General features: G+C 72.4%; 20 protein-coding genes. 10 read left to right on the forward strand and 10 right to left on the reverse strand.

Annotation, left to right across the window (positions count from 1 at the left end; translation table 11 throughout):
- The first annotated feature begins 544 nt into the window (after nucleotides 1-544).
- Together afsR and ACZ48Z_RS14065 are read left to right on the forward strand one after the other, a co-directional pair.
- On the forward strand, nucleotides 545-3,514 hold the full coding sequence (gene afsR / locus ACZ48Z_RS14060; protein WP_468736083.1) for an SARP-family global regulator AfsR: 2,970 nt from the start codon (nucleotides 545-547) through the stop codon (nucleotides 3,512-3,514).
- Nucleotides 3,515-3,727: 213 nt separating this feature from the next.
- The gene (locus ACZ48Z_RS14065; protein WP_468736084.1) at nucleotides 3,728-3,907 is read left to right on the forward strand and encodes a hypothetical protein; all 180 of its coding nucleotides are present in this window, start codon (nucleotides 3,728-3,730) and stop codon (nucleotides 3,905-3,907) included.
- A gap of 85 nt (nucleotides 3,908-3,992) precedes the next feature.
- On the opposite strand, the gene ACZ48Z_RS14070 is transcribed toward ACZ48Z_RS14065, so the two are convergent.
- Complete coding sequence (locus ACZ48Z_RS14070; protein ID WP_468736085.1) at nucleotides 3,993-5,549, reverse strand: FadD3 family acyl-CoA ligase; 1,557 nt, start codon at nucleotides 5,547-5,549, stop codon at nucleotides 3,993-3,995.
- 105 nt (nucleotides 5,550-5,654) lie between these two features.
- Between ACZ48Z_RS14070 and ACZ48Z_RS14075 the strand changes: the two genes are divergently transcribed.
- From ACZ48Z_RS14075 to ACZ48Z_RS14090, 4 genes are read left to right on the forward strand one after another with little or no spacing between them, the layout of a single operon-like run.
- Nucleotides 5,655-6,806 (forward strand): lipid-transfer protein, encoded by a 1,152-nt coding sequence (locus tag ACZ48Z_RS14075; RefSeq protein ID WP_468736086.1) that lies wholly within the window; start codon nucleotides 5,655-5,657, stop codon nucleotides 6,804-6,806.
- Between the two features lies 1 nt (nucleotide 6,807).
- Nucleotides 6,808-7,215, forward strand: coding sequence for a Zn-ribbon domain-containing OB-fold protein (locus ACZ48Z_RS14080; protein WP_468736087.1), 408 nt, complete (start codon nucleotides 6,808-6,810; stop codon nucleotides 7,213-7,215).
- Entirely contained in the window at nucleotides 7,200-7,985 is a 786-nt protein-coding gene (locus ACZ48Z_RS14085; protein WP_468736088.1) for an enoyl-CoA hydratase/isomerase family protein, read from the forward strand. The genes ACZ48Z_RS14080 and ACZ48Z_RS14085 overlap by 16 nt, the downstream gene beginning before the upstream one ends.
- Nucleotides 7,986-8,021: 36 nt before the next feature.
- On the forward strand, nucleotides 8,022-8,990 hold the full coding sequence (locus ACZ48Z_RS14090; protein WP_468736089.1) for an alpha/beta fold hydrolase: 969 nt from the start codon (nucleotides 8,022-8,024) through the stop codon (nucleotides 8,988-8,990).
- A 24-nt stretch (nucleotides 8,991-9,014) separates the two neighbouring features.
- Here the strand turns inward: ACZ48Z_RS14090 and ACZ48Z_RS14095 are convergent, their stop codons facing one another.
- The 3 genes from ACZ48Z_RS14095 to kbpA form a co-directional block, all read right to left on the reverse strand.
- Nucleotides 9,015-9,506: a hypothetical protein gene (locus ACZ48Z_RS14095; protein ID WP_468736090.1), complete on the reverse strand. Its 492-nt coding sequence runs from the start codon at nucleotides 9,504-9,506 to the stop codon at nucleotides 9,015-9,017.
- 55 nt (nucleotides 9,507-9,561) lie between these two features.
- Complete coding sequence (locus tag ACZ48Z_RS14100; protein ID WP_468736091.1) at nucleotides 9,562-11,916, reverse strand: outer membrane protein assembly factor BamB family protein; 2,355 nt, start codon at nucleotides 11,914-11,916, stop codon at nucleotides 9,562-9,564.
- Between the two features lie 171 nt (nucleotides 11,917-12,087).
- A complete protein-coding gene (gene kbpA / locus ACZ48Z_RS14105) occupies nucleotides 12,088-12,840 on the reverse strand; it encodes an AfsK-binding protein KbpA (protein ID WP_468736092.1) in 753 nt (250 codons plus the stop codon).
- A 123-nt stretch (nucleotides 12,841-12,963) separates the two neighbouring features.
- On the opposite strand from kbpA, the gene ACZ48Z_RS14110 reads away from it, so the two are divergent.
- Nucleotides 12,964-13,611 (forward strand): TetR family transcriptional regulator, encoded by a 648-nt coding sequence (locus ACZ48Z_RS14110; protein WP_468736093.1) that lies wholly within the window; start codon nucleotides 12,964-12,966, stop codon nucleotides 13,609-13,611.
- A gap of 66 nt (nucleotides 13,612-13,677) precedes the next feature.
- On the opposite strand, the gene ACZ48Z_RS14115 is transcribed toward ACZ48Z_RS14110, so the two are convergent.
- Both ACZ48Z_RS14115 and ACZ48Z_RS14120 read right to left on the reverse strand, forming a co-directional pair.
- Complete coding sequence (locus ACZ48Z_RS14115; protein WP_468736094.1) at nucleotides 13,678-14,148, reverse strand: nitroreductase/quinone reductase family protein; 471 nt, start codon at nucleotides 14,146-14,148, stop codon at nucleotides 13,678-13,680.
- Nucleotides 14,145-15,521: an acyl-CoA dehydrogenase family protein gene (locus tag ACZ48Z_RS14120; RefSeq protein WP_468736095.1), complete on the reverse strand. Its 1,377-nt coding sequence runs from the start codon at nucleotides 15,519-15,521 to the stop codon at nucleotides 14,145-14,147. Before ACZ48Z_RS14120 ends, ACZ48Z_RS14115 begins: the two co-directional genes overlap by 4 nt.
- 82 nt (nucleotides 15,522-15,603) lie before the next feature.
- Here ACZ48Z_RS14120 and ACZ48Z_RS14125 point away from each other — a divergent pair, with 82 nt between their 5' ends.
- Nucleotides 15,604-16,776, forward strand: a complete 1,173-nt coding sequence (locus tag ACZ48Z_RS14125) for a thiolase C-terminal domain-containing protein (RefSeq protein ID WP_468736096.1) — start codon at nucleotides 15,604-15,606, stop codon at nucleotides 16,774-16,776.
- A gap of 209 nt (nucleotides 16,777-16,985) precedes the next feature.
- Nucleotides 16,986-17,651 (forward strand): pyridoxine/pyridoxamine 5'-phosphate oxidase, encoded by a 666-nt coding sequence (locus ACZ48Z_RS14130; RefSeq protein WP_468736097.1) that lies wholly within the window; start codon nucleotides 16,986-16,988, stop codon nucleotides 17,649-17,651.
- Here the strand turns inward: ACZ48Z_RS14130 and ACZ48Z_RS14135 are convergent.
- From ACZ48Z_RS14135 to ACZ48Z_RS14150, 4 genes are read right to left on the reverse strand one after another with little or no spacing between them, the layout of a single operon-like run.
- On the reverse strand, nucleotides 17,630-18,496 hold the full coding sequence (locus tag ACZ48Z_RS14135; protein WP_468736098.1) for a GNAT family N-acetyltransferase: 867 nt from the start codon (nucleotides 18,494-18,496) through the stop codon (nucleotides 17,630-17,632). The two genes, ACZ48Z_RS14130 and ACZ48Z_RS14135, sit on opposite strands and share 22 nt — an antisense overlap.
- Nucleotides 18,497-18,535: 39 nt before the next feature.
- Nucleotides 18,536-19,129, reverse strand: a complete 594-nt coding sequence (locus ACZ48Z_RS14140) for a GNAT family N-acetyltransferase (protein WP_468736099.1) — start codon at nucleotides 19,127-19,129, stop codon at nucleotides 18,536-18,538.
- Nucleotides 19,130-19,137: 8 nt separating this feature from the next.
- Nucleotides 19,138-19,545 carry a Zn-ribbon domain-containing OB-fold protein gene (locus ACZ48Z_RS14145; RefSeq protein ID WP_468736100.1) on the reverse strand — a complete coding sequence of 136 codons (408 nt, stop codon included), beginning with the start codon at nucleotides 19,543-19,545 and terminating at the stop codon, nucleotides 19,138-19,140.
- Entirely contained in the window at nucleotides 19,542-19,991 is a 450-nt protein-coding gene (locus ACZ48Z_RS14150; protein ID WP_468736101.1) for a DoxX family protein, read from the reverse strand. The genes ACZ48Z_RS14145 and ACZ48Z_RS14150 overlap by 4 nt, the downstream gene beginning before the upstream one ends.
- Before the next feature lie 207 nt (nucleotides 19,992-20,198).
- On the opposite strand from ACZ48Z_RS14150, the gene ACZ48Z_RS14155 reads away from it, so the two are divergent.
- Nucleotides 20,199-21,839, forward strand: coding sequence for a subtype B tannase (locus ACZ48Z_RS14155; protein ID WP_468736102.1), 1,641 nt, complete (start codon nucleotides 20,199-20,201; stop codon nucleotides 21,837-21,839).
- Nucleotides 21,840-21,952: the final 113 nt, after the last annotated feature.

Consider the following 21,952-nt stretch of genomic DNA (forward strand, 5'->3'; position numbering starts at 1 on the left):
AACTGCGCAACAGCACCCCCACCCACCTCACGCCCGAACCCACCTCCCCCCAACCCACCCAGGGGCGCGGGGAACTGCGCAACAGCACCCCCACCCACCTCACGCCCGAACCCACCTCCCCCCAACCCACCCAGGGGCGCGGGGAACTGCGCAACAGCACCCCCACCCGCCTCACGCCCGAACCCACCTCCCCCCAACTCACCCAGGGGCGCGGGGAACTGCGCGACCAGCCACAATTCACCCGCACCCGCGAGACGACCGCACCCGGCACCCCCACACCGCACCCGGACCGCACACCCCCGACCGAACCACCCCCCGGTGGACCACCGCACCGCCCAGACGCCGCCCCGCGCCCGCCCGACCCAGGCGGTACCGCACGATTTCCGGCGCCGCCGCCACCGTTCCGCGCGGAAGTGTGCGCAGGCCGGGTGAGAACCTTGTGATTTCCCGCGCGCCGTCCTGTGATCAGCCCCTCCACAGCTGACGCATCCGCCGTGGACAAGGCAGACTGACGGGGTTGTAAACAGGCCCTAGGGGGACGGCGATGGACGGTGTACCGCGGGTGCCGGAGCAGAGGCGTCCCGGCTCCTCGGCGGGGGCCGGAGCAGAGGAGCCGGCGTCGCTGCGCTTCAGCGTGCTCGGCCCGGTGCGAGCCCGGCGCGGCGAGGAACTGCTGAACACCGGCTCCCCGCAGCAACGCGCCCTGCTCGCCGCCCTGTTGCTGCGCGAGGGCCGGACCGCGACCGCCGCCGAGCTGATCTCCGCACTGTGGGGCGAGGAGCCCCCGGACCAGGCTCTGGCCGCCGTGCGCACCTACGCCTCCCGGCTGCGGAAGGTCCTCGATCCCGGCATCCTGGTCAGCGAGTCCGGCGGCTACGCGATCCGCGGCCTGCACGAGACCGATCTGGACCTTGCCGCCGCCCAGGAACTCGCCACCGAGGCCGAGAAGGCCAGGAGCGCCGGGGACCTGTGCCACGCGCGTGAGGTCCTGTCCCGGGCGCTGGGCCTGTGGGACGGCGAGGTGCTCGCGGGGGTGCCGGGGCCGTACGCCGAGGCACAGCGGGTGCGGCTGGAGGAGTGGCGGCTGCAACTCCTCGAATCCCGCCTGGACATGGACCTGGAGCAGGGCTGCCACGCGGAGGCGGTCTCCGAACTGACCGCCCTCACCGCCGAACACCCCCTGCGTGAGCGCCTGCGCGAGCTGCTCATGCTGGCGCTGTACCGCTCCGGACGGCAGGCGGAGGCCCTCGCGGTCTACGCAGACACCCGCCGTCTGCTCGCCGACGAACTCGGCGTGGACCCGCGCCCCGGCCTGCGCGAGCTCCAGCAGCGGATCCTGCGGGCCGACCCCGGTCTCGCGGAACCCTCCTCCCCGCAGCCCGAACCGGTCGCCGCCCCGGTCCGTCCCGCACAACTCCCCGCGACGGTCCCGGACTTCACCGGCCGCGCGTCCTTCGTCACCGAACTGAGCGAGGTCCTCGCCTCCGGATCCGACGGCCGGGTGATGGCGGTCTCCGCGCTGGCCGGCATCGGCGGTGTCGGCAAGACCACCCTCGCCGTGCACGTGGCCCACAAGGCCCGCACCGCCTTCCCCGACGGGCAGCTCTACGTCGACCTGCAGGGCGCCGGCGGGCGGGCCGCCGATCCGGAGACGGTCCTCGGCGCCTTCCTCAGAGCCCTCGGCACCGCGGACTCGGCGATACCGGACTCCCTCCAGGAGCGGGCCGCGCTGTACCGCTCGGTCCTGGACGGCCGCCGGGTGCTGGTCCTCCTCGACAACGCGCGCGACGCCGCCCAGGTACGGCCCCTGCTGCCGGGCACGGAGGGCTGCGCGGCCCTGGTGACCTCCCGGGTCCGGATGGTCGACCTCGCGGGGGCGCACCTCGTGGACCTGGACGTGATGTCCCCCGAGGAGGCGCTCCAGCTGTTCACCAGGATCGTCGGTGAGGAGCGGGTCGCCGCCGAGCGCAAGGCCGCCCTGGACGTGGTCGCCGCCTGCGGCTTCCTCCCGCTCGCCATCCGCATCGCCGCCTCCCGGCTGGCGGCCCGCCGCACCTGGACGGTGTCCGTCCTCGCGGCGAAGCTCGCCGACGAACGCCGCCGCCTCGACGAACTCCAGGCCGGCGACCTCGCCGTGAAGGCGACCTTCGAACTCGGCTACGGCCAGCTGGAGCCCGCCCAGGCCCGCGCCTTCCGCCTGCTGGGCCTCGCCGACGGCCCGGACATCTCGCTGGCCGCCGCAGCGGCCGTACTCGACCTCCCGGCGGAGGACACCGAGGACCTGCTGGAGGCCCTGGTCGACACCTCGCTGCTGGAGTCGGCGGCGCCCGGCCGGTACCGGTTCCACGATCTCGTACGGCTCTACGCGCGTGCGTGTGCCGAACGGGACGAGTGGCCCCCTAGTGAGCGGGCTGCGGCCCTGTCCCGGCTCCTCGACTTCTACCTGGCCACCGTCGCCGGCGTGTACCTCATCGAACGGCCCGGCGACCGGCTGGTCGACCACCTGGCCACACCGGAGTACCCGGGGCTGGTCTTCGCCGACCGGCACGCGGCGCAGGACTGGCTGTACGCGGAGGCGGTGTCGCTGCTGGCGTGCGTGCGCCAGTCCGCGGGCTCCGGGTTCCTGCCGCGGGCGGTCGACCTCCTGTGGGCGGCCGTGGACCTCGCGGAGTCCGGCACCAACTCCAAGGCGTACGAAGGGGTCGCCTCCGCCCTGCGGGAGGCCGCGCGCGAGGCCGGTGACCCGACGGCGGAGGCCAGGGCCCTGATCACGCTGGCCTACGCCCACAGCCTCACGGGACGTTTCGACCTCGCCGGCGAGGAGGCCGCCCGCGCCCACGAACTCACCGTCGTCGCCGGGGACCCGCTGGCCGGCAGCTGGGCGACCAACATCCTCGGTGTGCTCGCGGTCTACCAGAACCGCAACGACGACGGGGAGGCCCACCTCACCCGGGCCATCGAGGGCTTCCGCGCCTGCGACGACCCGTCCGGCGAGGCGAGCGCCCTGTGCAACCTCTCGCGCATCCACCTGGCGGGCGGCCGGACCGAGAGTGCGGTCTCCCTGGCCCAGCAGGGCATGGAGATGTACGACGCGATGGGCCACGCCCTCAAGGGGGCCAACGCCCGGTACGCGCTGGGCCTCGCGCTCACCCAGCACGGCAGCCTGTCCGAGGCGACCGCCCGCCTCCAGGAGGCCCTGACGGTGTTCCAGGACAGCCGTCAGCGCCTGTGGGAGGGCATGTCCCTGTTCCGGCTGGCGGAGGCCGACCTGGCGGCCGTGCGACCGGCGCAGGCCGCGTCGAACGCCGAGACCGCACTGACCGTGCTGCGCGGCATCGGCGGCGACTGGCGCCGGGCCAACGTCCTCGTGGTCCTCGGGCACGCCCTGCGCGGCATCGGGCAGCCCGGCCGCTCACAGGTCTGCTGGCGGGAGGCCCTGGACCTCTTCGAGGCCCTCGACGCCCCGGAGGCCGAGTCGGTCAGGGTCCTGCTCGCCCCGCTGGCCCTGGCCTGAGGGCGGTTTCCGCGGGGGCGCGGGCGGACGTTCATCGTTCGTTTATCGCGGCCCGGCACTCTCGTCTTGTCGTCGCGTCGCGTCGGGGGGCAGACGGGACGACCTGGACCGTTGCACTACGGTGAGCGGTCGCGGAGTCGGCCCGGCGACCCTCGGGGGAGTCGCCGGGCCGGCCATCACACGAGGTATCCGAACTGTCAGGGGAGGCAGTCCATGAGCGACGAGAACACCACCGACAACATCCACGCCACCGACGTCGAGGACGAGACGTCCGTGGGCACGGACAACATCCACGCCACGAGCGAGCCGCTCAAGGCCGCCACGCTCAAGGCCGACAAGGGCACGGCCGAGGACGGCACGGACAACATCCACGCCACGGACGAGCCCGTCTGACAGGGCTCCTTTCCCGCACGGGGATCGGCCGCGGCGGCGCGGAGGGGGAGCCGTCGCGGCCGAGGCGTGTCCGGGGGCCGGCCGTTCAGGCCGGCCCCCGGCGCAGTTCGCCCTTGACCACCTTGCCGCTCGCGTTCCGCGGCAGCTCGGCCACGAACTCCACCGTCCTCGGCACCTTGTAGTTGGCCATCTCCCGGCGGGCCCAGGCGATCAGGTCGTCGGCGGTCAGGACCGAGTCCGGGCGGCGCACCACGTACGCCCGGCCGACCTCGCCCAGTCGGGTGTCGGGGACGCCGACGACCGCCACGTCGGCCACCGCCGGGTGCAGGCCGAGGAGTTGCTCTATCTCCGCCGGGTAGGCGTTGAAGCCGCCGACGATGAACATGTCCTTCAGCCGGTCGGTGATCCGCAGGTTGCCCGCCGCGTCCAGGACGCCGATGTCGCCGGTGCGCAGCCAGCCGTCCTCGCTCACCGCCTCCGCCGTGGCGGCCTCGTCCTCGTAGTAGCCGCGCATCACGTTGAAGCCGCGGACCAGGATTTCGCCGGGCTCGCCTGCCGGCGCCTCGATCCGTACCTCCGTCCCGGGGATGGCCCGCCCGGACGTCGAGGCGATCACCGGCAGCGGGTCGCCCTGTCTGCACATCGTCACGATGCCGCTCGCCTCCGAGAGGCCGTACGCGGTCAGGACCGTCTCCACGCCCAGCTCGCCGCGCAGTTGCTCCACCAGCCGCAGCGGTACCACCGCGGCTCCCGTCACCACCAGGCGCAGCGCGGACAGGTCGTGGGAATCCCGGGCCGGGTGGTCCAGGAGTGACTGGTGGAGGGTGGGCGGGCCCGGCAGCACCGAGACCCGTTCCGCGGCGATGTTGGCCAGCACGGTGTCGACGTCGAACACCGGCTGCGGGATCATCGTCGCGCCCCGCATCAGACAGGCGATCACCCCGGCCTTGTAACCGAAGGTGTGGAAGAACGGGTTGACGATGAGATAGCGGTCGCCGCGCCTGAGCCCGGCCAGTTCGCACCAGACGTCGTACGCCCGCAGCGTCTGTGCGTGGGTGATCACGGCGCCCTTGGGGCGGCCCGTGGTGCCGGAGGTGAAGACGATGTCCGAGGCCCAATCCGGGGAGACGGCCGCGGCCCGCGCCCGCACCCGCGCCTCCCCCACGGTGTCCCCGCTCGCCAGGAAGTCCTTCCAGGTGCGGTAGTCGGCGGGTGCGTCGTCCGACAGCACCACGACCTGGTCGAGGTCCGGAAGGCCGGGCCCCTCGGCGACGGCCCGGCGCAGGGACGCCACGTACGACGTGCCGAGGAAGGTGCCGGTGACGAACAGGAGTCGGGCCCCGCTCCTGCGCAGTACGTCGGCCGCCTCGGTGCCCTTGAAGCGGGTGTTGAGGGGGACCAGGACCGCGCCCGCCGACACCGCGCCGAGCGCCGAGACCATCCAGTCCAGGGAGTTGGGGGCCCAGATGCCCACCCGGTCGCCCTCTCGGACGCCGTTGGCGATGCAGGCCGCCGCCGCGCGTTCCACGCGGGAGCCCAACTCGCCGTAGGAGACCCGGTTCCGGCCTTCCACGACCGCCTCCGCGCGGGCGTAGCGCTGCGCCGCCCACCGGACCAGCTCCGGGATGCTCTGCCACTCCACATCGGCCTCCCCGAAAGCGGAAACGCATTAGCTGACTACCCGTCAGATTAGCTGTACCCTGACGGGCTGTCAGCAGGCCTCACAGTGTGTGGAGGTGCGTGCAGCGTGACCCTCAAGGACGCCACGGCGATCGTGGGTATCGGGCGGACCCCCTTCGCCAAACAGCTCGCCGAGGACGAGAGAACCCTGGCCTGCCGGGCCGTTCTCGCCGCCCTCGCCGACGCCGGGATCGCCCCCGGCGAGGTCGACGCCCTGGCCTCGTACACCATGGAGGAGACGGACGAGGTCGAACTCGCCAAGGCCGTCGGCTTCGGCGACCTCACCTTCTTCAGCAAGGCCGGCTACGGCGGCGGCGGTTCGTGCGCCACGGTCGCGCACCTCGCGGCGGCGATAGCGAGCGGCCAGGCCACGGTCGGTGTCGCCTGGCGGTCACGCAAGCGCGGCTCGGGGCCCCGCCCCTGGACCAACACCAGCGTCCAACTCCCCACGCCCGCCCAGTGGACCCGGCCCTTCGGACTGCTCCGGCCCGCCGACGAGATCGCGATGCTCACCCGCCGCTACATGCACGAGTACGGCGCCACCCGCGACCACCTCTTCAACGTCGCCCTGGCCTGCCGCAACCGCGCCAACCAGAACCCCGCCGCGATCATGTACGACCGCCCCCTGACCCGCGAGATGTACATGACCTCCCGCTGGATCAGCGAGCCGCTCTGCCTCTTCGACAACTGCCTGGAGACGGACGGGGCGTTGGCCTGCGTGGTCGTCAGCAGGGAGCGTGCCCGCGACTGCCCGAACACTCCCGTCTACGTCCACTCCGCCGCCCAGGGCCTGCCCGCCCAGCACCACGGCATGGTCAACTACTGGAACGACGACCCGCTCACCGGACCCGCCTGGACGGCCGCCCGGCACCTGTGGAAGAACGCCGACTTCACCCCGCAGGACGTCGACGTGGCCCAGATCTACGACGCGTTCACCGCCCTGGTCCCGCTCTCCCTGGAGGGCTACGGCTTCTGCGAGCGCGGCGAGGGCGGTTCCTTCACGGAGGGCGGGGCCCTGGAGATCGGCGGCCGCCTGCCGATCAACACCGGGGGCGGCGGGCTGTCCGAGGCCTACGTGCACGGCTTCAACCTCATCGACGAGGGCGTCCGGCAACTGCGCGGGACCAGCACCGCCCAGGTCCCGGACGCCGCCACCTGCCTCGTCACCGCCGGCGAGGGCGTCCCCACCTCCGCCCTGCTGCTGACCAACAGGAGCTGACATGCTCGAACCGGTGAAGGACGCCACGGGCGCCCCCTTCTGGCAGTACGCCGCCCAGGGCCAACTCCGCGTCCAGGCCTGCGCCGACTGCGGCGAACTCCGCTTCCCGCCCCGGCCCTGCTGCCCGCACTGCCAGTCCTTCGCCGAGGAGTGGCGCCCCGTCTCCGGCCGCGGCCGGATCTGGTCCTACGTCGTCCCGCACCCGCCGCTCCTGCCGGACTACGCGGCGCAGGCGCCGTACAACGTGATCGTGGTCGAGCTGGAGGAGGCGCCCCGGATACGGCTGGTCGGCAACCTGGTCAGTGCGGCCGGGGCGCCGCTCAACTCCCTCGATCCGGCCCGGATCCGCATCGGCGCCCGGGTGCACGTGGTGTTCTCCGACGGGCTTCCGCAGTGGGTGCGCTCGTGACGGCCCTGCGGGTCGCCGCCGACAAGGACACCGGCGTCGCCGTCGTCACCCTGGACCGCCCGCACCGGCTCAACGCCATCGACCTCGCCCTGCGGGACGAACTCATCGCCGCCTGGCGGGAGTTGCGCTTCGACGACACCGTACGGGCGATCGTGCTGACCGGAGCCGGGGAGCGGGCCTTCTGCACCGGCCTGGACCGGGACGCCGAGGTGCCGCAGCCGGACTCCCCCTACATGGCGGACGATCCGCTCCTGCACGTCGGCCCGAAGTCCAACGACCTCTGGAAGCCGGTGATCGCCGCCGTCAACGGCATGGCCTGCGGCGGGGCGTTCTACCTGCTCGGCGAGTGCGACTTCCTCGTCGCCGACCCGGCCGCCACCTTCTTCGACCCGCACACCACCTACGGCATGGTCAGCGCGTACGAGTCGGTGCTCATGGCGCAGGTCATGCCGCACGGGGAGGCCGCGCGCACGGCGCTCATGGGCAGCGCGGAACGGCTGTCCGCGGCACGTGCCCACACCATCGGGCTGGTCACCGAACTCACCGGGCCGGGCGGGTCGTTGGCGGCGGCCACGGCCGCCGCGTCGGTCATCGCCGGGCATCCGCCCCAGGGGGTGCAGGGCACGGTCCGGGCGCTCTGGGCCGCCAAGGAGGCCGCCGTGCGGCAGGGGTTCGCGCAGGCGCCGCACCTCGTCGCGCTGGGCAATCTCCCCCTGGACCGGCAGGCCGAACTGTTCCGTTCCCGGCAGTCCGAGTTCAGGTTGCGTTAGCAATGTCGATGCATCATACAGGCGTATGCTTACCCCATGGTTGAACATCGCACGGTCGACGTGAACGGCATCCGGCTGCACATCGCGGAGGAGGGCGAGGGGCCCCTCGTGGTGCTGCTGCACGGGTTCCCGGAGTCCTGGCACTCCTGGCGCCATCAGTTCGGCCCGCTGGCCGCGGCCGGATTCCGGGTGGTCGCCCCCGACCAGCGCGGCTACGGCGCCAGCGACCACCCCGAGGACGTGTCGGCGTACAGCATCCTCCACCTGGTCGGGGACGTCGTCGGGCTGATCCACGCGCTGGGCGAGGAGACGGCGTTCGTCGTCGGGCACGACTGGGGGGCGCCGGTGGCCTGGCACACCGCGCTGCTGCGCCCCGACGTGGTGCGCGGGGTGGCGGGGCTGAGCGTGCCGCCGCCGTTCCGGGGCGAGCGGCCGCCGCTGGAGACCATGCGGGAACGGTTCGACGGGCACTTCTACTGGAACTACTTCGAACAGCCGGGCCCGGCCGACGCCGAGTTCGGCGACGACCCCCGGTCCGCGCTGCGCAGGCTGCTGGTGGGCGCCTCGGGTGACGGCGTGGGCGGCGGCCGCTACGAGCAGGCCCTGGTGACCGACCTGGACCGCGGCTGGCTCGCCGACATGCCCGACCCCGAGGTGCTCCCCGACTGGCTCACCGAACAGGACCTCGACGAGCTCACCGAGAGCTACGCCAAGGGCTTCACCGGCGCCCTCAACTGGTACCGCAACCTGGACCGCAACTGGGAACTGACGGCCCCCTGGCACGGTGCGAGGGTCACCCCGCCCGCGCTCTACATGTACGGCGACCGCGACCTGGTCCCGGCGTTCCCCGGCACACCGGAACTGATCGAGGCGCTCCCGCGGCTGATGCCCAACCTGGTCCGCGACCCGGTCCTGCTCCCGGGCTGCGGCCACTGGACCCAGCAGGAACGCCCCGACGAGGTGAACGCCGCGCTCGTGGAGTTCCTTACGGCGCTGCGGGACTGACGGGACTGCGGGGCTGACGACCGGTCAGCTCACCACGTCCGCCTCCGGTGCGACCCGGCAGTGGCCGAGCTTCGCCAGGACGGCCCGACTCGCCTGCACCCGGACGTTCGACGTGCCGCTCGCGGGCACCGTGACCCTCTGCTCCGTGGAGCGCAGCGCCGTGCCCGCGGCGTCGTCGAAGGCGAAGTCGACCGTGAAGGTGGCCTGACGGCTGTTCGGGTTGCTGACCTCGACGGTGGCGTAGGGAATCGCCTGCGTCGCACAGCTCACCAGCACCGCCGTGCCGTCCCGGAGCGCGGAGCTGCTGCGGGTGCTGTTGCTCGTGGTGCGGGGTGTATAGCTGTCGTGCCGCTGGCGGGAGCTGCTGCACCCACCGCCGCTGTCACTGTCACCGTGACTGCTCTTGCTCTTGTGCCGACCGCTGCTGTGACCGTGACCGGTGGAGAATCCCGTCAGCGACAGAACCACCAGCACCGACACAGCCGTGAACTTGAGAACGCGCCCCCGTGAATGCATGCGATCACTCTAACGGGGGCCACCGACACCGCCGGACGGCAGCAGGCGACGCCGCTCACGTCGTCCGGGCCGTCCCCGTCCCCTTCTCCGCGTCCAGCGCGTACACGCAGCGGTCCTTGCTGCACGCGTACACCACGCCGTCCTTCACCACCGGCGACCCGGTGATCTCCCCGCCGGTCGCCAGCTTCCACCGCAGCCGGCCGTCGTCGGCCTTCAGCGTGTACAGCAGATGGTCGGTCGACCCGAAGTGGATCCGCCCCTCGGCGACCGCGGGCGCGCCCACGATGTCCCCGCCCGCCTGGAACCGCCACTTCGGCGTCCCGGTGACCGCGTCCAGCGTGTACAGGCCCTTGCCGCTGCCCACATGCACATGGCCCGCGGCGACGAGCACCGGCTCCACCGACGCCCGGGCCTCCGTGGCGATACGCCACCGGTCGCGGCCGTCGGCGGCGTCGAGGGCGTACACCGTGCCGAGGTAGTCGGCGAGGTACACCCCTCCGCCCGTCACCGCGGCGCCCGGCACGAAGGTCGGCGGGCACAGGAAGACCGCCGGGGCCTCGAAGTGCCAGCGCACCCGGCCGCTCGCCACGTCGAGGGCCATCACGCGGGTCCCGGCCGAGATGTACACGAACCCGTCGTGGGCCTGGGCCACCCGGACCGGCACCCCGCCGCAGGAGGACGCGTCGCCGATGGGGAACGCCCAGCGCTCGTCGCCGGTGCGGGCGTCCAGGGCACGCAGACGGCCGTCCTGCCAGACGTAGACCGTGCCCTCGTGGAGGGCGGGGCCCGCCTCGGAGGACTCGAAGTCGGTCTGGCAGCCGGAGAGCTCCCAGAGCTTGCGCCCGGTGGATGCCTCCCAGGCCTGGACGCCGCCACCGCGGGTGCCGGTGATGACCGTGCCCCGCTCGGCCTTGAGGGAGTACACCCAGGCGTCGGTGTTCAGCCGCCACTGGTCGCCGCCCTCGCGGGCGTCGAGGGCGAAGAGGGTGGGGCCGTCGGAGGCGTGGATACGGCCGTCCGCGACCGCCATCGACCAGGCCACGTCCCGCGTCTTGAAGCGGCGGCGGCCGGTGCCGACGTCGAGGGCGTGCACCTCGAAGGAGGTGACGTAGACGAGGTCACCGGCGACGGCGGGGGTGCCCCAGACGTCGTTGGACATGCGGAACCGCCAGGGCCGCCAGCCGGCCGCGGTCTCCGGGGGCGCGGCCTGGACCGCCGGGACCGCGGGGCCCACGGCGGGTTCCGTGCCGTTGACGCCGGGGCGGGGGCGGGACCAGGAGGCGACCAGGCCGGCCTCCGGCGGGGGCGCCTTCACGGCGGCGGCACGGGCGTCCGAGACGCGCGGTCCCGGTCCGATGGGCACCTGGGCGCCGGCCAGCCGGACGGGGCCGGTGCCGGGGCCGCCGACGGGGACGGCCGCGGGCGGCAGCGGGTCGTAGGCAGGCGGGGGCGGCAGCGCGGGAGTGGGGCGGCCGCCGCCGCTGCGGCCCCCGGAGGGCGGGGGCGGCGCCGCACGGCCACCGCGGCGGGTCTCGATGAGGGCGACCGCCTTCTCGGGCAGCCACGCCGACGCCGTACCGCTGTCGTCCGAGCCGGAGCCGTAGAGGTGGGGCGCCAGCTGGGCCTGGAGGTCGGCGGGGTTGGGACGCCCGGTGGCCTCCATCTGCATACAGGACTCGATGAGCGGACGCAGTTCGTCCGGGAGTCCTTCCAGGTCGGGGCCCTCGCGCAGCAGCATGAAGACCGTCTCGACCGGGTTGGCGCCGTGGAAGGGCGGGTGGCCGGTGGCGGCGAAGACCAGCATCGAGCCGAGCGAGAAGACGTCACTCGCGCCGGTGACGCTGCGGGAGTCCTTCGCCTGCTCGGGGGACATGTAGGCGGGGGTGCCGACGGCGACGTTCGTCATCGTCAAACGGGTGTTCGAAACGCCGGACGCGATGCCGAAGTCGATCACCCGGGGGCCGTCCTCGACGACCAGGACGTTGGAGGGCTTGAGGTCGCGGTGGACCAGACCGGCGCCGTGGATGGACTGCAGGGCCTCGGCGACGCCCGCGGCGAACCAGCGCACCGCCTGGGCCGGGAGCGGCCCGCACTCGTTCACTATCTCTTCGAGGGAGGGCGCGGGGACGTACGCGGTGGCCAGCCACGGCACGGCCGCACGCGGGTCCGCGTCGACCACGGCCGCCGTGTAGAAGCCGGAGACCGCCCGGGCCGCCTCCACCTCACGGGTGAAGCGGACGCGGAAGAGCTGGTCCTCGGCGAGCTCCGTACGGACCGTCTTGATCGCCACCCGCCGGCCCGAGGCCGAACGCGCGAGATAGACCAGCCCCATGCCGCCGGCACCCAGCCGTCCCAGTACCTCGAACGGCCCGATCCTGCGCGGATCGTGCTGCGTCAGCTGATCCACCACTCTGCCTGCCACCTCCCCGTACAAGCCGCGCCACCCACATATGTACGCGACCCCGTGCAGCGTCTCACCACCGCACCGCCATGGCGGCACGCGACCCTGATTCTTCCTGGCCGGAGGCCTGGTGGCGAACCCGGGGTCAAATGGGGTGTCTCACCTCAAAGCGGCACCCTTCTACCGCTCGGACCGCTCCAGGACGGCGAACGACGCCCCTTGATTGTCCGTGACGACGGCCACTTTCCCGTACGACGTCTCGAATGGCGGCGCCTGGACCCGTCCACCGAGACGGCTGACCGTCCCGAGCACGGACTCGCAGTCCTCGACGCCGAAGTGGACGAGGAAGTGGGGCGGCATCTCGGCGGGGAACACGTCGGAGACGAGGGCGCGGCCGAAGTCGGGGTGGGCCTCGGGGCCGAAGAGGGCGTCGTGGAAGAGCTCGCCGTAGAAGGTGTTGGCGGCCTCGGTGTCCCGGGCGTACAGCTCGGCCCAGGCGAAGGTGCCGGGCTCGTGCCGGATGCCGAAGCCCTGGTGGCCGCCCGGCTCCCAGAGCCCGAAGACGGCCCCCTCCACGTCGGTGACCAGCGCGGACGCGCCCAGCCCGGCCACCGGCACGGGTGCGGTGACGACCTGTCCGCCGGCCGCCCAGATCCGGTCGGCGAGCGCCTCGATGTCCGGGGTGGCGAAGTACACCGTCCACACGGTGGGCATGCGGCCGTCCGTCTTGCGGGCGAGCCCCGCGACGGGCTCACCCTTGCGGTGGGCCCACAGGGAGCCCTCCTGCGCCGTGGGCGCCTCCTCGAAGGTCCACCCGAAGAGCTCACCGTAGAACCGCCTCCCGGCGGCCACGTCGGGAAGCTGCGCGTCCACCCAGCAGGGGACGCCCTCGCCGTATCCCGTTCCGTCTGCGGATGCCCTGTTTTCGGCCATACCGTCAAAGTAACGGCGACTCACGCACCCCGCAGGACCAGGCACACCCGCCTCCCGGACCCCGCGCACCCCATTTGCAGTCGGCCGAATCGCGCTCCGATCACCCCTCGGTAAGCTGACGGCATGACAGGACAAGTGCGTACCGTCGACGGCCGTGTGGCCGGCCGGCGTGGGCAGGCGACCCGGCAGAAGCTGCTCGACTGCCTCAGCGAGATGCTCAGCTCCTCCCCTTACCGGGACGTCAAAGTCATCGATGTCGCCCGGAAGGCGGGCACTTCACCCGCGACCTTCTACCAGTACTTCCCGGACGTCGAAGGCGCCGTCCTGGAGATCGCGGAACAAATGGCCACCGAGGGCGGCCAGTTGACCCAGTTGCTCGACGGCCGGTCGTGGGTCGGCAAGGCCGGCTGGCAGACCGCGCAGGAACTCGTGGACGGCTTCCTGGAGTTCTGGCGCAGGAACGACGCGATCCTGCGTGTGGTCGACCTCGGTGCCGCCGAGGGCGACAAACGCTTCTACAAACTCCGTATGAAGATCCTCAACTCGGTGAACAACTCCCTTGCGGACGCGGTCTCCGAGCTCCAGTCCAAGGGCAGGGTCGACAAGGACGTCAACCCGGCGGCGGTCGCCGGTTCGCTCGTCGCGATGCTCGCGGCGGTGGCCTCGCACCAGAAGGGCTTCCAGGCATGGGGCGTCAAGCAGGCTGAACTCAAGCCGAACCTGGCGCTGTTGGTGCACCTGGGCGTGACGGGCAAGAAGCCGACGAAGTAGCGTCCCGATGCGAGTCCTGTCTGGCAGGCGGCTGTTCACACGGGTGAACGGCCGCCTGTGGTGCGTCTACTTCCGGACGATCCTGAAGAGCCGGATCTCCCGCTCGACCCGCGCCTGGTAGGTGGCGTACGGCGGCCAGAACGCCAGCGCCCGCTTCCACACGGCCGCCCGCTCCTCCCCCGTCAGCAGCGTCGCCGTGACCGGGATGTCCGCGCCCTTCCAGCTGACCTCGGCCTCGGGATGCGCGAGGAGGTTGGCGGTCCAGGCGGGATGGCCGTCACGGCCGAAGTTGGAGCCGATGAGGATCCAGGTACGGCCGGGATCCTCGGGCATACAGGCCAGCGGGGTACGGCGGACGAGTCCGCTCCTCGCGCCGGTCGAGGTGAGAACGACACCCGGCAGCATCTGCGCGCTGAGCAGGACCCTCCCCCGCGTGATCCGGTGAACGGCCCGGTCCAGCGCCGGAATCACATGCGGCGCGACCTTGGCGAAGCCGCGCGTGGACGACACCTTCTGCACGACCCTCTGTCCGATCACACCGACACCTCCGCCTTCTCGAAAAGCCGCGCCGCGTCGGCCGCGTGGGCCCTGAGCCGGTGCGCCGGGCCGAAGAGCAGTTCGTCACCGGTGGCGCGCTTGAAGTACAGATGCGCCTCGTGCTCCCAGGTGAAACCGATGCCCCCGTGCAGCTGGATGCCCTCACCTGCGGCGGTGCGCAGCGCTTCCAGGGCCTGCGCGAGGGCGAGTCCGCCGACCCGCTGCTCCCCCTGGCCGGTGGCCCAGGCGGCGTAGTAGGCCGCCGAGCGGGCCGCCTGGAGCTGGACGTACACATCGGCCAGCCGGTGCTGCACGGCCTGGAAGGACCCGATCACCCGCCCGAACTGCTCGCGCTGCTTGACGTACTCCACGGTCCGCTCCAGCACACGGTCGGCGGACCCGACGGCCTCGCAGGCGAGGACGGCGGCGGCGGTGTCTCCGGTGCGGGCGAGCGCGCCGAGCACATCACCCTCTTCCTCATCACCCAGCAACTCAGCCTCCACATCACGGAGTTGGATACGGGCCCGGGGCCGGGTGGAGTCCAGGGCGGTCTGCCGGGTGCGGACGACCCCGGGAGCGTCACCGGGGACGAGGAACAGCAGGGTACGGGAGCGGGCGAACCCTCCGACGTGAGCGGCCACCAGGAGGAGCCCGGCGCTGTGCCCGTCGAGAACCTGATCGACCTGCCCGTAAAGCCGCCAGGCCACCGGGGTACCGGGCCCGCCTGCGGTTCGCGGCCGCGCGGCGGGGGCGGACGTGGCCGCGGGGGCGGTCCCCGCATCGTTCTGGTCGTAGAGCCGCCGATCCGAGGTACGGGCCTCGCCTGCGGTTCGCGGCCGCGCGGTCGCCGGGGCGGACTTGGGCGCGGGGGCTCCCGCGGCAGGGGCGGGAATCACACCGCCACCGACGCGCCGGGCCTGTACCCCGCCCGCGCGTCCTCCCCCCGCCCAGTCGCCGGTGTTGCTCCCGGTCAGGGCGAGGGCTTCACCCGGCGGGACGGCGAGGGCCATGGTCAGAGCGCCGGAGGCGATGCGGGGCAGCAGACGGGCGCGCTGCTCCTCCGTGCCCAGCGCCAGTACGAGCGGCGCCGTGAGCACCGCCGTTCCCAGCAACGGCGTGGCCGCCAGCACCCGTCCCGTCTCCTCGCAGGCCAGCGCCAGTTCGGTCACCGAGCACCCCGCGCCCCCGTACTTCTCGGGCAACGCCAGCCCCGGCAGCCCCAGTTGTCCGGCGAGGACCTCCCACAGCGCGGGGTCGTGACCGGCCGGGGTGTCGACGGCGGCCCTCAGCTCCCGTGGCCCGCAGCGGTCCCGCAGCACCGCGCGGAGCGCCCCGCGGATCTCGTCCTGTTCGGCGGTGAAGCGAGCGTCCATGGCTCTTCCTCTTCCCTCCGGATCTGACGGTCCGTCATATTAGGAGCGCCCGCACCAGATGCCCAGAGGCAGGAGGCCCCTCATGCCCCCCGGGAGCCGGAAAGTCGCGATCATCGGCGTGGCCCTGTCCGACTGCGGCCGCGTCGACGACGCCACCCCCTACGCCCTGCACGCCCAGGCGGCCCGCCGCGCCCTCGCCGACGCCGGTCTGGACCGGGGGCTGGTCGACGGCCTGACCTCGGCCGGCACCGGCACCCTCGCCCCCGCCGAGATCGCCGAGTACCTGGGGCTGCGCCCCACCTGGGTCGACTCGACCGCCGTCGGCGGCTCCACCTGGGAGGTCATGGCGGCCCACGCGGCCGACGCGATCGCCGCCGGACACGCGAACGCGGTGCTGCTGGTCTACGGCTCCACGGCCCGCGCCGACATCAAGGCGGGCCGCCGCACCGGCACCCTCTCCTTCGGCGCCCGCGGCCCGCTCCAGTTCGAGGTGCCCTACGGCCACACCCTGATCGCCAAGTACGCGATGGCGGCCCGCCGCCACATGATCGAACACGGCACGACGATCGAGCAGTTGGCGGAAGTGGCGGTCCAGGCGCGTGCCAACGCCGCCCTCAACCCCGAGGCGATGTTCCGCGACCCGATCACGGTCGACGACGTCCTGTCGGGGCCGGTGATCGCGGACCCCTTCACCAAGCTGCACTGCTGCATCCGCTCCGACGGCGGCGCGGCGGTGCTGCTCGCGGCCGAGGAGTACGTACGGGACTGCCGTACCGCGCCCGTCTGGGTGCTCGGCACCGGCGAGTACGTCTCGCACGTCAGCATGTCCGAGTGGCCCGACTTCACGGTGTCCCCGGCGGCGGTCAGCGGCCGCCTGGCCTTCGAACGCGCCGGAGTCCGCCCCGAGGAGATCGAACTGGCCCAGATCTACGACGCGTTCACCTATATGACGCTGGTGACCCTGGAGGACCTCGGCTTCTGCGCGAAGGGCGAGGGCGGTTCCTTCGTGGAGAAGGGACGCCTGAAGGTCGAGGGCGGAGACCTGCCCGTGAACACCGACGGCGGCGGGCTGTCCGCCCAACACCCGGGAATGCGCGGGCTGTTCCTGCTCGTGGAGGCCGTACGGCAGCTGCGCGGGGAGGCCGGGGGCCGGCAGGTCAGACGCCGTGACGGCTCGGCACCCGGGCTCGCGGTGGCGTCCGGGACGGGAGGCTGGTTCTGCTCGTCGGGGACGGTGGTGCTGGGGCGGAACTGAGGACGGATCACAGGGCGACGCCCTGGGCGCACGGGCATGACTCGGACCTCGTACTGCGGGATCCGCTTGTCCCGCGTCACCAAGGTCATCCCCCTCGGTCTGCGCCTGGGCGACCAATATCCGGTCCTCCCTCGGAACCACGGCGAGGGGTGATCAGCCGACTGCGGCCCGAACGACGGCTGACGTGCGACCTCGGTACCGTCTGAGGCATGGCAACGGATCTTCACGAGCTGCTGAGGTCACTTCGGGTGTGGGACCCGCAGGTCACCACCCTGCCCTCCTTCGACCCCGGCACCGCGCCCGCGACCCCGCTGGAGCTGTTCACCACCTGGTTCGCGGACGCGGTGGCCGCCGGCCAGACCGAGCCGCACACCATGTCCCTCGCGACGGCCGACGCGGAGGGCCGGCCGGACGTACGGACCGTGATGCTGCACGGCGCCGACGCGGACGGCTGGGCCTTCGCGAGCCACGCCCACAGCCGCAAGGGCGGACACCTGTCGGCCCGGCCGTATGCCGCCCTCGGCTTCTACTGGCCGGTCCTCGGCCGGCAGGTGCGGGTGCGGGGGCCGGTGACCGCCGCACCCTCCGAGGACGGCCAGGCGGATCTGCACGCCCGCTCGACCGGAGCCCTCGCGGCTGCGCTCACCGGCCGGCAGAGCCAAGTCCTGGGCTCACTGGCGGAGTTGGCGCGAGCGTCCGAGGACGCCTGGGAGCAGGCACAACGGGAACCCACCGCACCCGTCCCGTCCTGGACCCTGTACCGGCTCGCACCCGAGGAGGTGGAGTTCTTCCAGGGCGACGGGCAACGACGGCACGTACGGCTCATCTACCGGCGCACGCAGGGGCGTTGGGCTCAGGAACTGCTCTGGCCCTGAAAGTCGTACACCGCGAAGTCCGCCACCGGCCGGTAACCGATGCGCTGGTAGAGGCGGTTGCTGGTCGGGTTGGCCAGGTCGGTGAAGAGCAGCACCTCGTCGGCGCCGCGCTCCCGGGCAAGCCGGCTGACCTCGGCGGTGGCGGCACCGGCGTAGCCGCGTCCGCGCAGCGGGTCCGGGGTGTAGACGGGCGCCACCCGGATCTGGCCGGCGACGGGCGGGGTGAGGCCGGCCATGGAGAGGGGGGTGCCGTCGGGGGCCTCCCAGAGGGCGACCCCGCCGTAGGCGAGGCGGGCGTCGGCCCAGGATTCGGCGCGCACGCCCTGGCTCTCGCCGATGTCCCTGCTGAACTCGCCGAACCAGCGCACCACCAGCTCCCGGTCACCCTCCTCGGCGATCCTCGCCCGCCCCTCCGGCACCGGCTCGGGCACGGTCAGCGTGTCCAGCCGGTACAGCCGCAGCCGCTGGTGGAGCAGGGCCGTGGCGCCGGTGTGCCGTTCCCGGGCCCGCGCAAGGAGCGCTGCGGTCCCGGCCTCCGCGCTGACCCCGGGGAGCGGGCGGCCGGCCAGGTGCACGGCGAGGGAGTCGGCCTGCGCGTCGGTGAGGGGCGTGAGGAACAGCCGGTACGGCGGCGTCCGGAAGCAGGCCGCCCTGACCTCCCCGCCCTCCTCCAGCAGCCCGAAAAAGGGCGCCTCCCTGCCGTACGCCTGGAGCCCCCGCGTACGCAGGACCTCGGTCACGGTGAGCAGGACGGTGTGCAGGTCCGGACGGGAACGCAGGAAGTCTCCGGCGCGGCAGAGGAACTCGTCGAGGTCTTCGGTGGTGTGCCAGTCGTCGGGGCGCATGCTCCATGCTCCTGCGCGACCGGGCTTGACGCCTTCGAATTACGTCGGCTCCGGATCCGTCGCCAGTCGCGCGTGCATGTGCATGTCGCGGAACGCGTCGCGCCGGCCCGCCTCGAACATCGCGCCTCGCAGCGTGCCCTCGTAGCGGAAGCCGCACTGTTCGGCGATGTGGCAGGAGGCGTCGTGGCCGAGGGCGTGGTCGAGTTCGAGGCGGTGCAGGCCGAGGTCGGTGAGGGCCCAGTGCGCGGCGAGGCGGAGGGCGCGGGTGGCGATGCCCCGGCCGCGGGCCTCGGGCAGCACCCAGTACCCGACGCGGGCGCTGCGCAGGACGTGGTCGATGACGTTGACGCCGATGTGGCCCAGTGTCGTACCGCCCGACGCGTCCGTGATCCGGTACGAGGCACTCGTGCCGTCCGCCGCCAGCCGGGCCTTGCGGCGCAGGGACTCGCGGGCGTCGACGAGGTCGTCGACCGGGACGAGCGGGGTGTTCCAGCGGGCGAACTCCGGGTCGATCGTCCCCCGGAGCCAGAACTCGGCGTGGGCGTCGGGGTTCCAGGCGCACAGGCGCAGGCCGTGGCCGTGCAGGTCCGGGAAGGGGCGGTGTGCACGGGGGTGGTCGTCGGCTCGGGGCATCGGCCCATTCAAGCCGTCGACGCCTGCCCGCGTGGCCTGAACTTCGGTACGCCGTCCGGGAAGACGGCCTCCAGGTCCATCCCCGGGCGCAGGTCCTCGTGCGCGCAGTCGACGATCTCCGTCATCATCCGGGGGCCCTCGGCGAGGTCGACGACGGCGGCGACGTACGGGGTGCGGTCCTTGAAGGGCGGCAGGTCGTTGCGGTGGACTACGGACCAGGTGTAGAGGGTGGCCCGGCCCGTCGCGGTGCACCAGGAGACGTCCTCGCTCCAGCAGTGCGGGCAGAACTCCCGCGGGTAGTGGTGGATCCGCGCGCAGGTGTCGCAGCGCCTGAGCAGCAGAGCGCCCTCGGCGGCCGCCTGCCAGAAGGTGTGGGTGAAGGCGTCGGCCTCCGGGAGGTCGTGGCGGGCGCTCATCGGAAGAGGCCCAGGGCGGCGTCGAGCGACCATGCCTGCCAGGACATCGCGAACAGGGCCACGACGGAGATGAGGGCCATCATCGCGTTCTGTCCCTGTTCGGCCCAGTCGTGGATCATGAGGGTGAAGTAGAGGACGTTCAGGAGCAGGCCGCCGACCAGCGCGAGCGGGGTCAGGAAGCCGAGGATCAGGCCTGCGCCCAGGGCGAGTTCGGCGTAGGCGACGACGTACGCCATCGTCCTGGGGCGCGGTGCGACGAGCACGCCGAAGCCGCTGCGGACCGGGGTCCAGCGGTGTTTGGCGGCGATGTCCGCGGCCCAGGTGATGCCGCCCCCTTCGAACCACGTGCTCTTGTCCTTGTGCCGCCAGCTCTCCAGCCACCACAGGCCGAGGCCTATGCGCAGGACGGCCAGCCATTGCGCGCCGGTCAGCCAGATCGTGTCCATGAAATCTGACGGTACGTCAGATCCCTTGCTCCGGGAAGGTGGTGGAACCGCGAAAGGCGGCGGCTCCGGGTGAGGCCGCATGAGGGAAACCTGTGCGCCCGCCATGAAGCTGTGGGTCGCCCGTGAATACCCCGGGATTGTTGGCAATTTTGTCCACACGTCGTCTACGTTCACTGACGCAAGCCGAAACCGCCGAGGGAGCGAACCGTGAAGCACAGGGCAGTCAAGCGCAGGAACGTCGTCATCGGCATCGGTGCGACGGCGGGGTTCGCGGCCGTCGGAGGGCTGGCCCTGAATGCGAGCGCGGCGACCGCCGGCTCCTCCGGGAGCAGCGCCGGCAGCCTCGCCTTCGACCCCGAGGCCTACACGGAGCTGACGACGACGGTCACGGACACGGAGGGCGCCGAACACGCGGTCACCTACCACTTCTGGAAGGCGATCACCTACGTCGCCAAGCCGGTCGACGAGACCTACCAGTCCCTGAACGTCAGCGTGCCGGTCGAGATCGACGGCACGGCGGTGGACGCGAGCGACGCCCCGATCCTGTTCGCGAACTCCGTCGGCGGGTACCTGCCGTCCTCCGTGGCGGACGCCACCGGCATCGGGGGCGCGAGCATGGGCGGCGGCGCGGGCGGCGGCACCCCGAGCGGGGCTCCCACCGCGAGCCCCTCCGCCTCGGCGCCGGGTGCCAACGGCAACACCAACGCCACCGGCGGCGCCATGAACGCCAACCAACTCCTGGCCCTGGCCGCCGGTTACGTCGTCGTCGAGCCCGGCGCCCGCGGCCGTACCCTCAAGAACTCCGCCGGCGAGTACTACGGCACCGCCCCCGCCGCGATCGTCGACCTCAAGGCCGCCGTGCGGTACGTGCGGGCCAACAAGGGCCGCATCCCCGGCAACGTCGAGCGGATCGTCTCCGCGGGCACCAGCGCGGGCGGCGCCCTGTCCTCCCTGCTCGGCGCGTCCGGCGACAGCCCGATCTACGACAAGTACCTCAAGGAGATCGGCGCCGCCGACGCCTCCGACGCGATCTTCGCGACCGGAGCCTGGTGCCCGATCATCGACCTGGAGCACGCCGACGGGGCCTACGAGTGGTGCTGGGGCACCAACGACCTCAGCACCGGCAAGCAGGTCGACCAGACGGTGTCCAGGGAACTCCGGTCGCAGTTCGCCGAGTACCAGGCGAAGCTGCGGCTGCGCGGCCTGAAGGGCTCCGGGTTCGGCACGCTCACCGCCCGCAACTACGACGACTACCTGGTCAAGCAGTACCTGGAGCCCTCGGCCACCACCTACCTGGCCGCCCTCTCGGACGCGGACCGCGAGACCTATCTCGCCGCGAACACCTTCATCACCTGGTCCGGCGGCAGGGCCGGCTTCACCTGGGCCGACTTCCTCACCCATGTCGGCGCCCGCAAGAAGGGCGCGCCCTCCTTCGACGCCTGGGACCTGTCCGCCGGCGAGAACAACGAGTTCGGCGCCGGCACCACCGGGACCCGCCACTTCACGGCGTACGGCACGAAGAACGACACGACCGGCCTGAGCACCAAGCGCGTCGCGAGCGACATACCCGCGAAGCTCGACCTGATGAACCCGATGCACCACCTCACGGAGAAGGCCGACGCCAACCGTTCGAAGCACTGGTGGATCCGCCTCGGCACGAAGGACTCGGACACCTCGCTGACGATCGCCGCGAACCTCGCCGCCGCGGCCGAGAACCTCGGCGACGACGTGAACCACCTCTACTACTGGGACCAGGGCCACGGCGCCAACACCGACCCGGGCGACTTCATCAGTTGGATCGCCGAGGTCACTGGCTACAAGAAGGCCAAGAAGGCGGGGAAGAAGTAGCCACCGACCCCCGAGGACACCCCGACCGCGGCCCCGGTTTCCCGTCGGTTTCCGGCCGCCGCCCGCCACGGCGCCGAGCTCCGCATCCGCGGACCCGGCGCCGTGGCCTTTTC

The organism is Streptomyces sp. NPDC031225 (assembly GCF_055570355.1).

Coding starts and splice junctions, on each gene's coding strand:
- ACZ48Z_RS14140 (WP_468736099.1), bottom strand. CDS start 19,129: ATGCCCCGAGCCGACGACCACCCCCGTGCACACCGCCCCTTCCCGGAC.
- ACZ48Z_RS14120 (WP_468736095.1), bottom strand. CDS start 15,521: ATGGACGCTCGCTTCACCGCCGAACAGGACGAGATCCGCGGGGCGCTC.
- kbpA (WP_468736092.1), bottom strand. CDS start 12,840: ATGGCCGAAAACAGGGCATCCGCAGACGGAACGGGATACGGCGAGGGC.
- ACZ48Z_RS14135 (WP_468736098.1), bottom strand. CDS start 18,496: ATGCGCCCCGACGACTGGCACACCACCGAAGACCTCGACGAGTTCCTC.
- ACZ48Z_RS14110 (WP_468736093.1), top strand. CDS start 12,964: ATGACAGGACAAGTGCGTACCGTCGACGGCCGTGTGGCCGGCCGGCGT.
- ACZ48Z_RS14095 (WP_468736090.1), bottom strand. CDS start 9,506: ATGCATTCACGGGGGCGCGTTCTCAAGTTCACGGCTGTGTCGGTGCTG.
- ACZ48Z_RS14130 (WP_468736097.1), top strand. CDS start 16,986: ATGGCAACGGATCTTCACGAGCTGCTGAGGTCACTTCGGGTGTGGGAC.
- ACZ48Z_RS14125 (WP_468736096.1), top strand. CDS start 15,604: ATGCCCCCCGGGAGCCGGAAAGTCGCGATCATCGGCGTGGCCCTGTCC.
- ACZ48Z_RS14145 (WP_468736100.1), bottom strand. CDS start 19,545: ATGAGCGCCCGCCACGACCTCCCGGAGGCCGACGCCTTCACCCACACC.
- ACZ48Z_RS14065 (WP_468736084.1), top strand. CDS start 3,728: ATGAGCGACGAGAACACCACCGACAACATCCACGCCACCGACGTCGAG.
- ACZ48Z_RS14090 (WP_468736089.1), top strand. CDS start 8,022: ATGGTTGAACATCGCACGGTCGACGTGAACGGCATCCGGCTGCACATC.
- ACZ48Z_RS14150 (WP_468736101.1), bottom strand. CDS start 19,991: ATGGACACGATCTGGCTGACCGGCGCGCAATGGCTGGCCGTCCTGCGC.
- afsR (WP_468736083.1), top strand. CDS start 545: ATGGACGGTGTACCGCGGGTGCCGGAGCAGAGGCGTCCCGGCTCCTCG.
- ACZ48Z_RS14080 (WP_468736087.1), top strand. CDS start 6,808: ATGCTCGAACCGGTGAAGGACGCCACGGGCGCCCCCTTCTGGCAGTAC.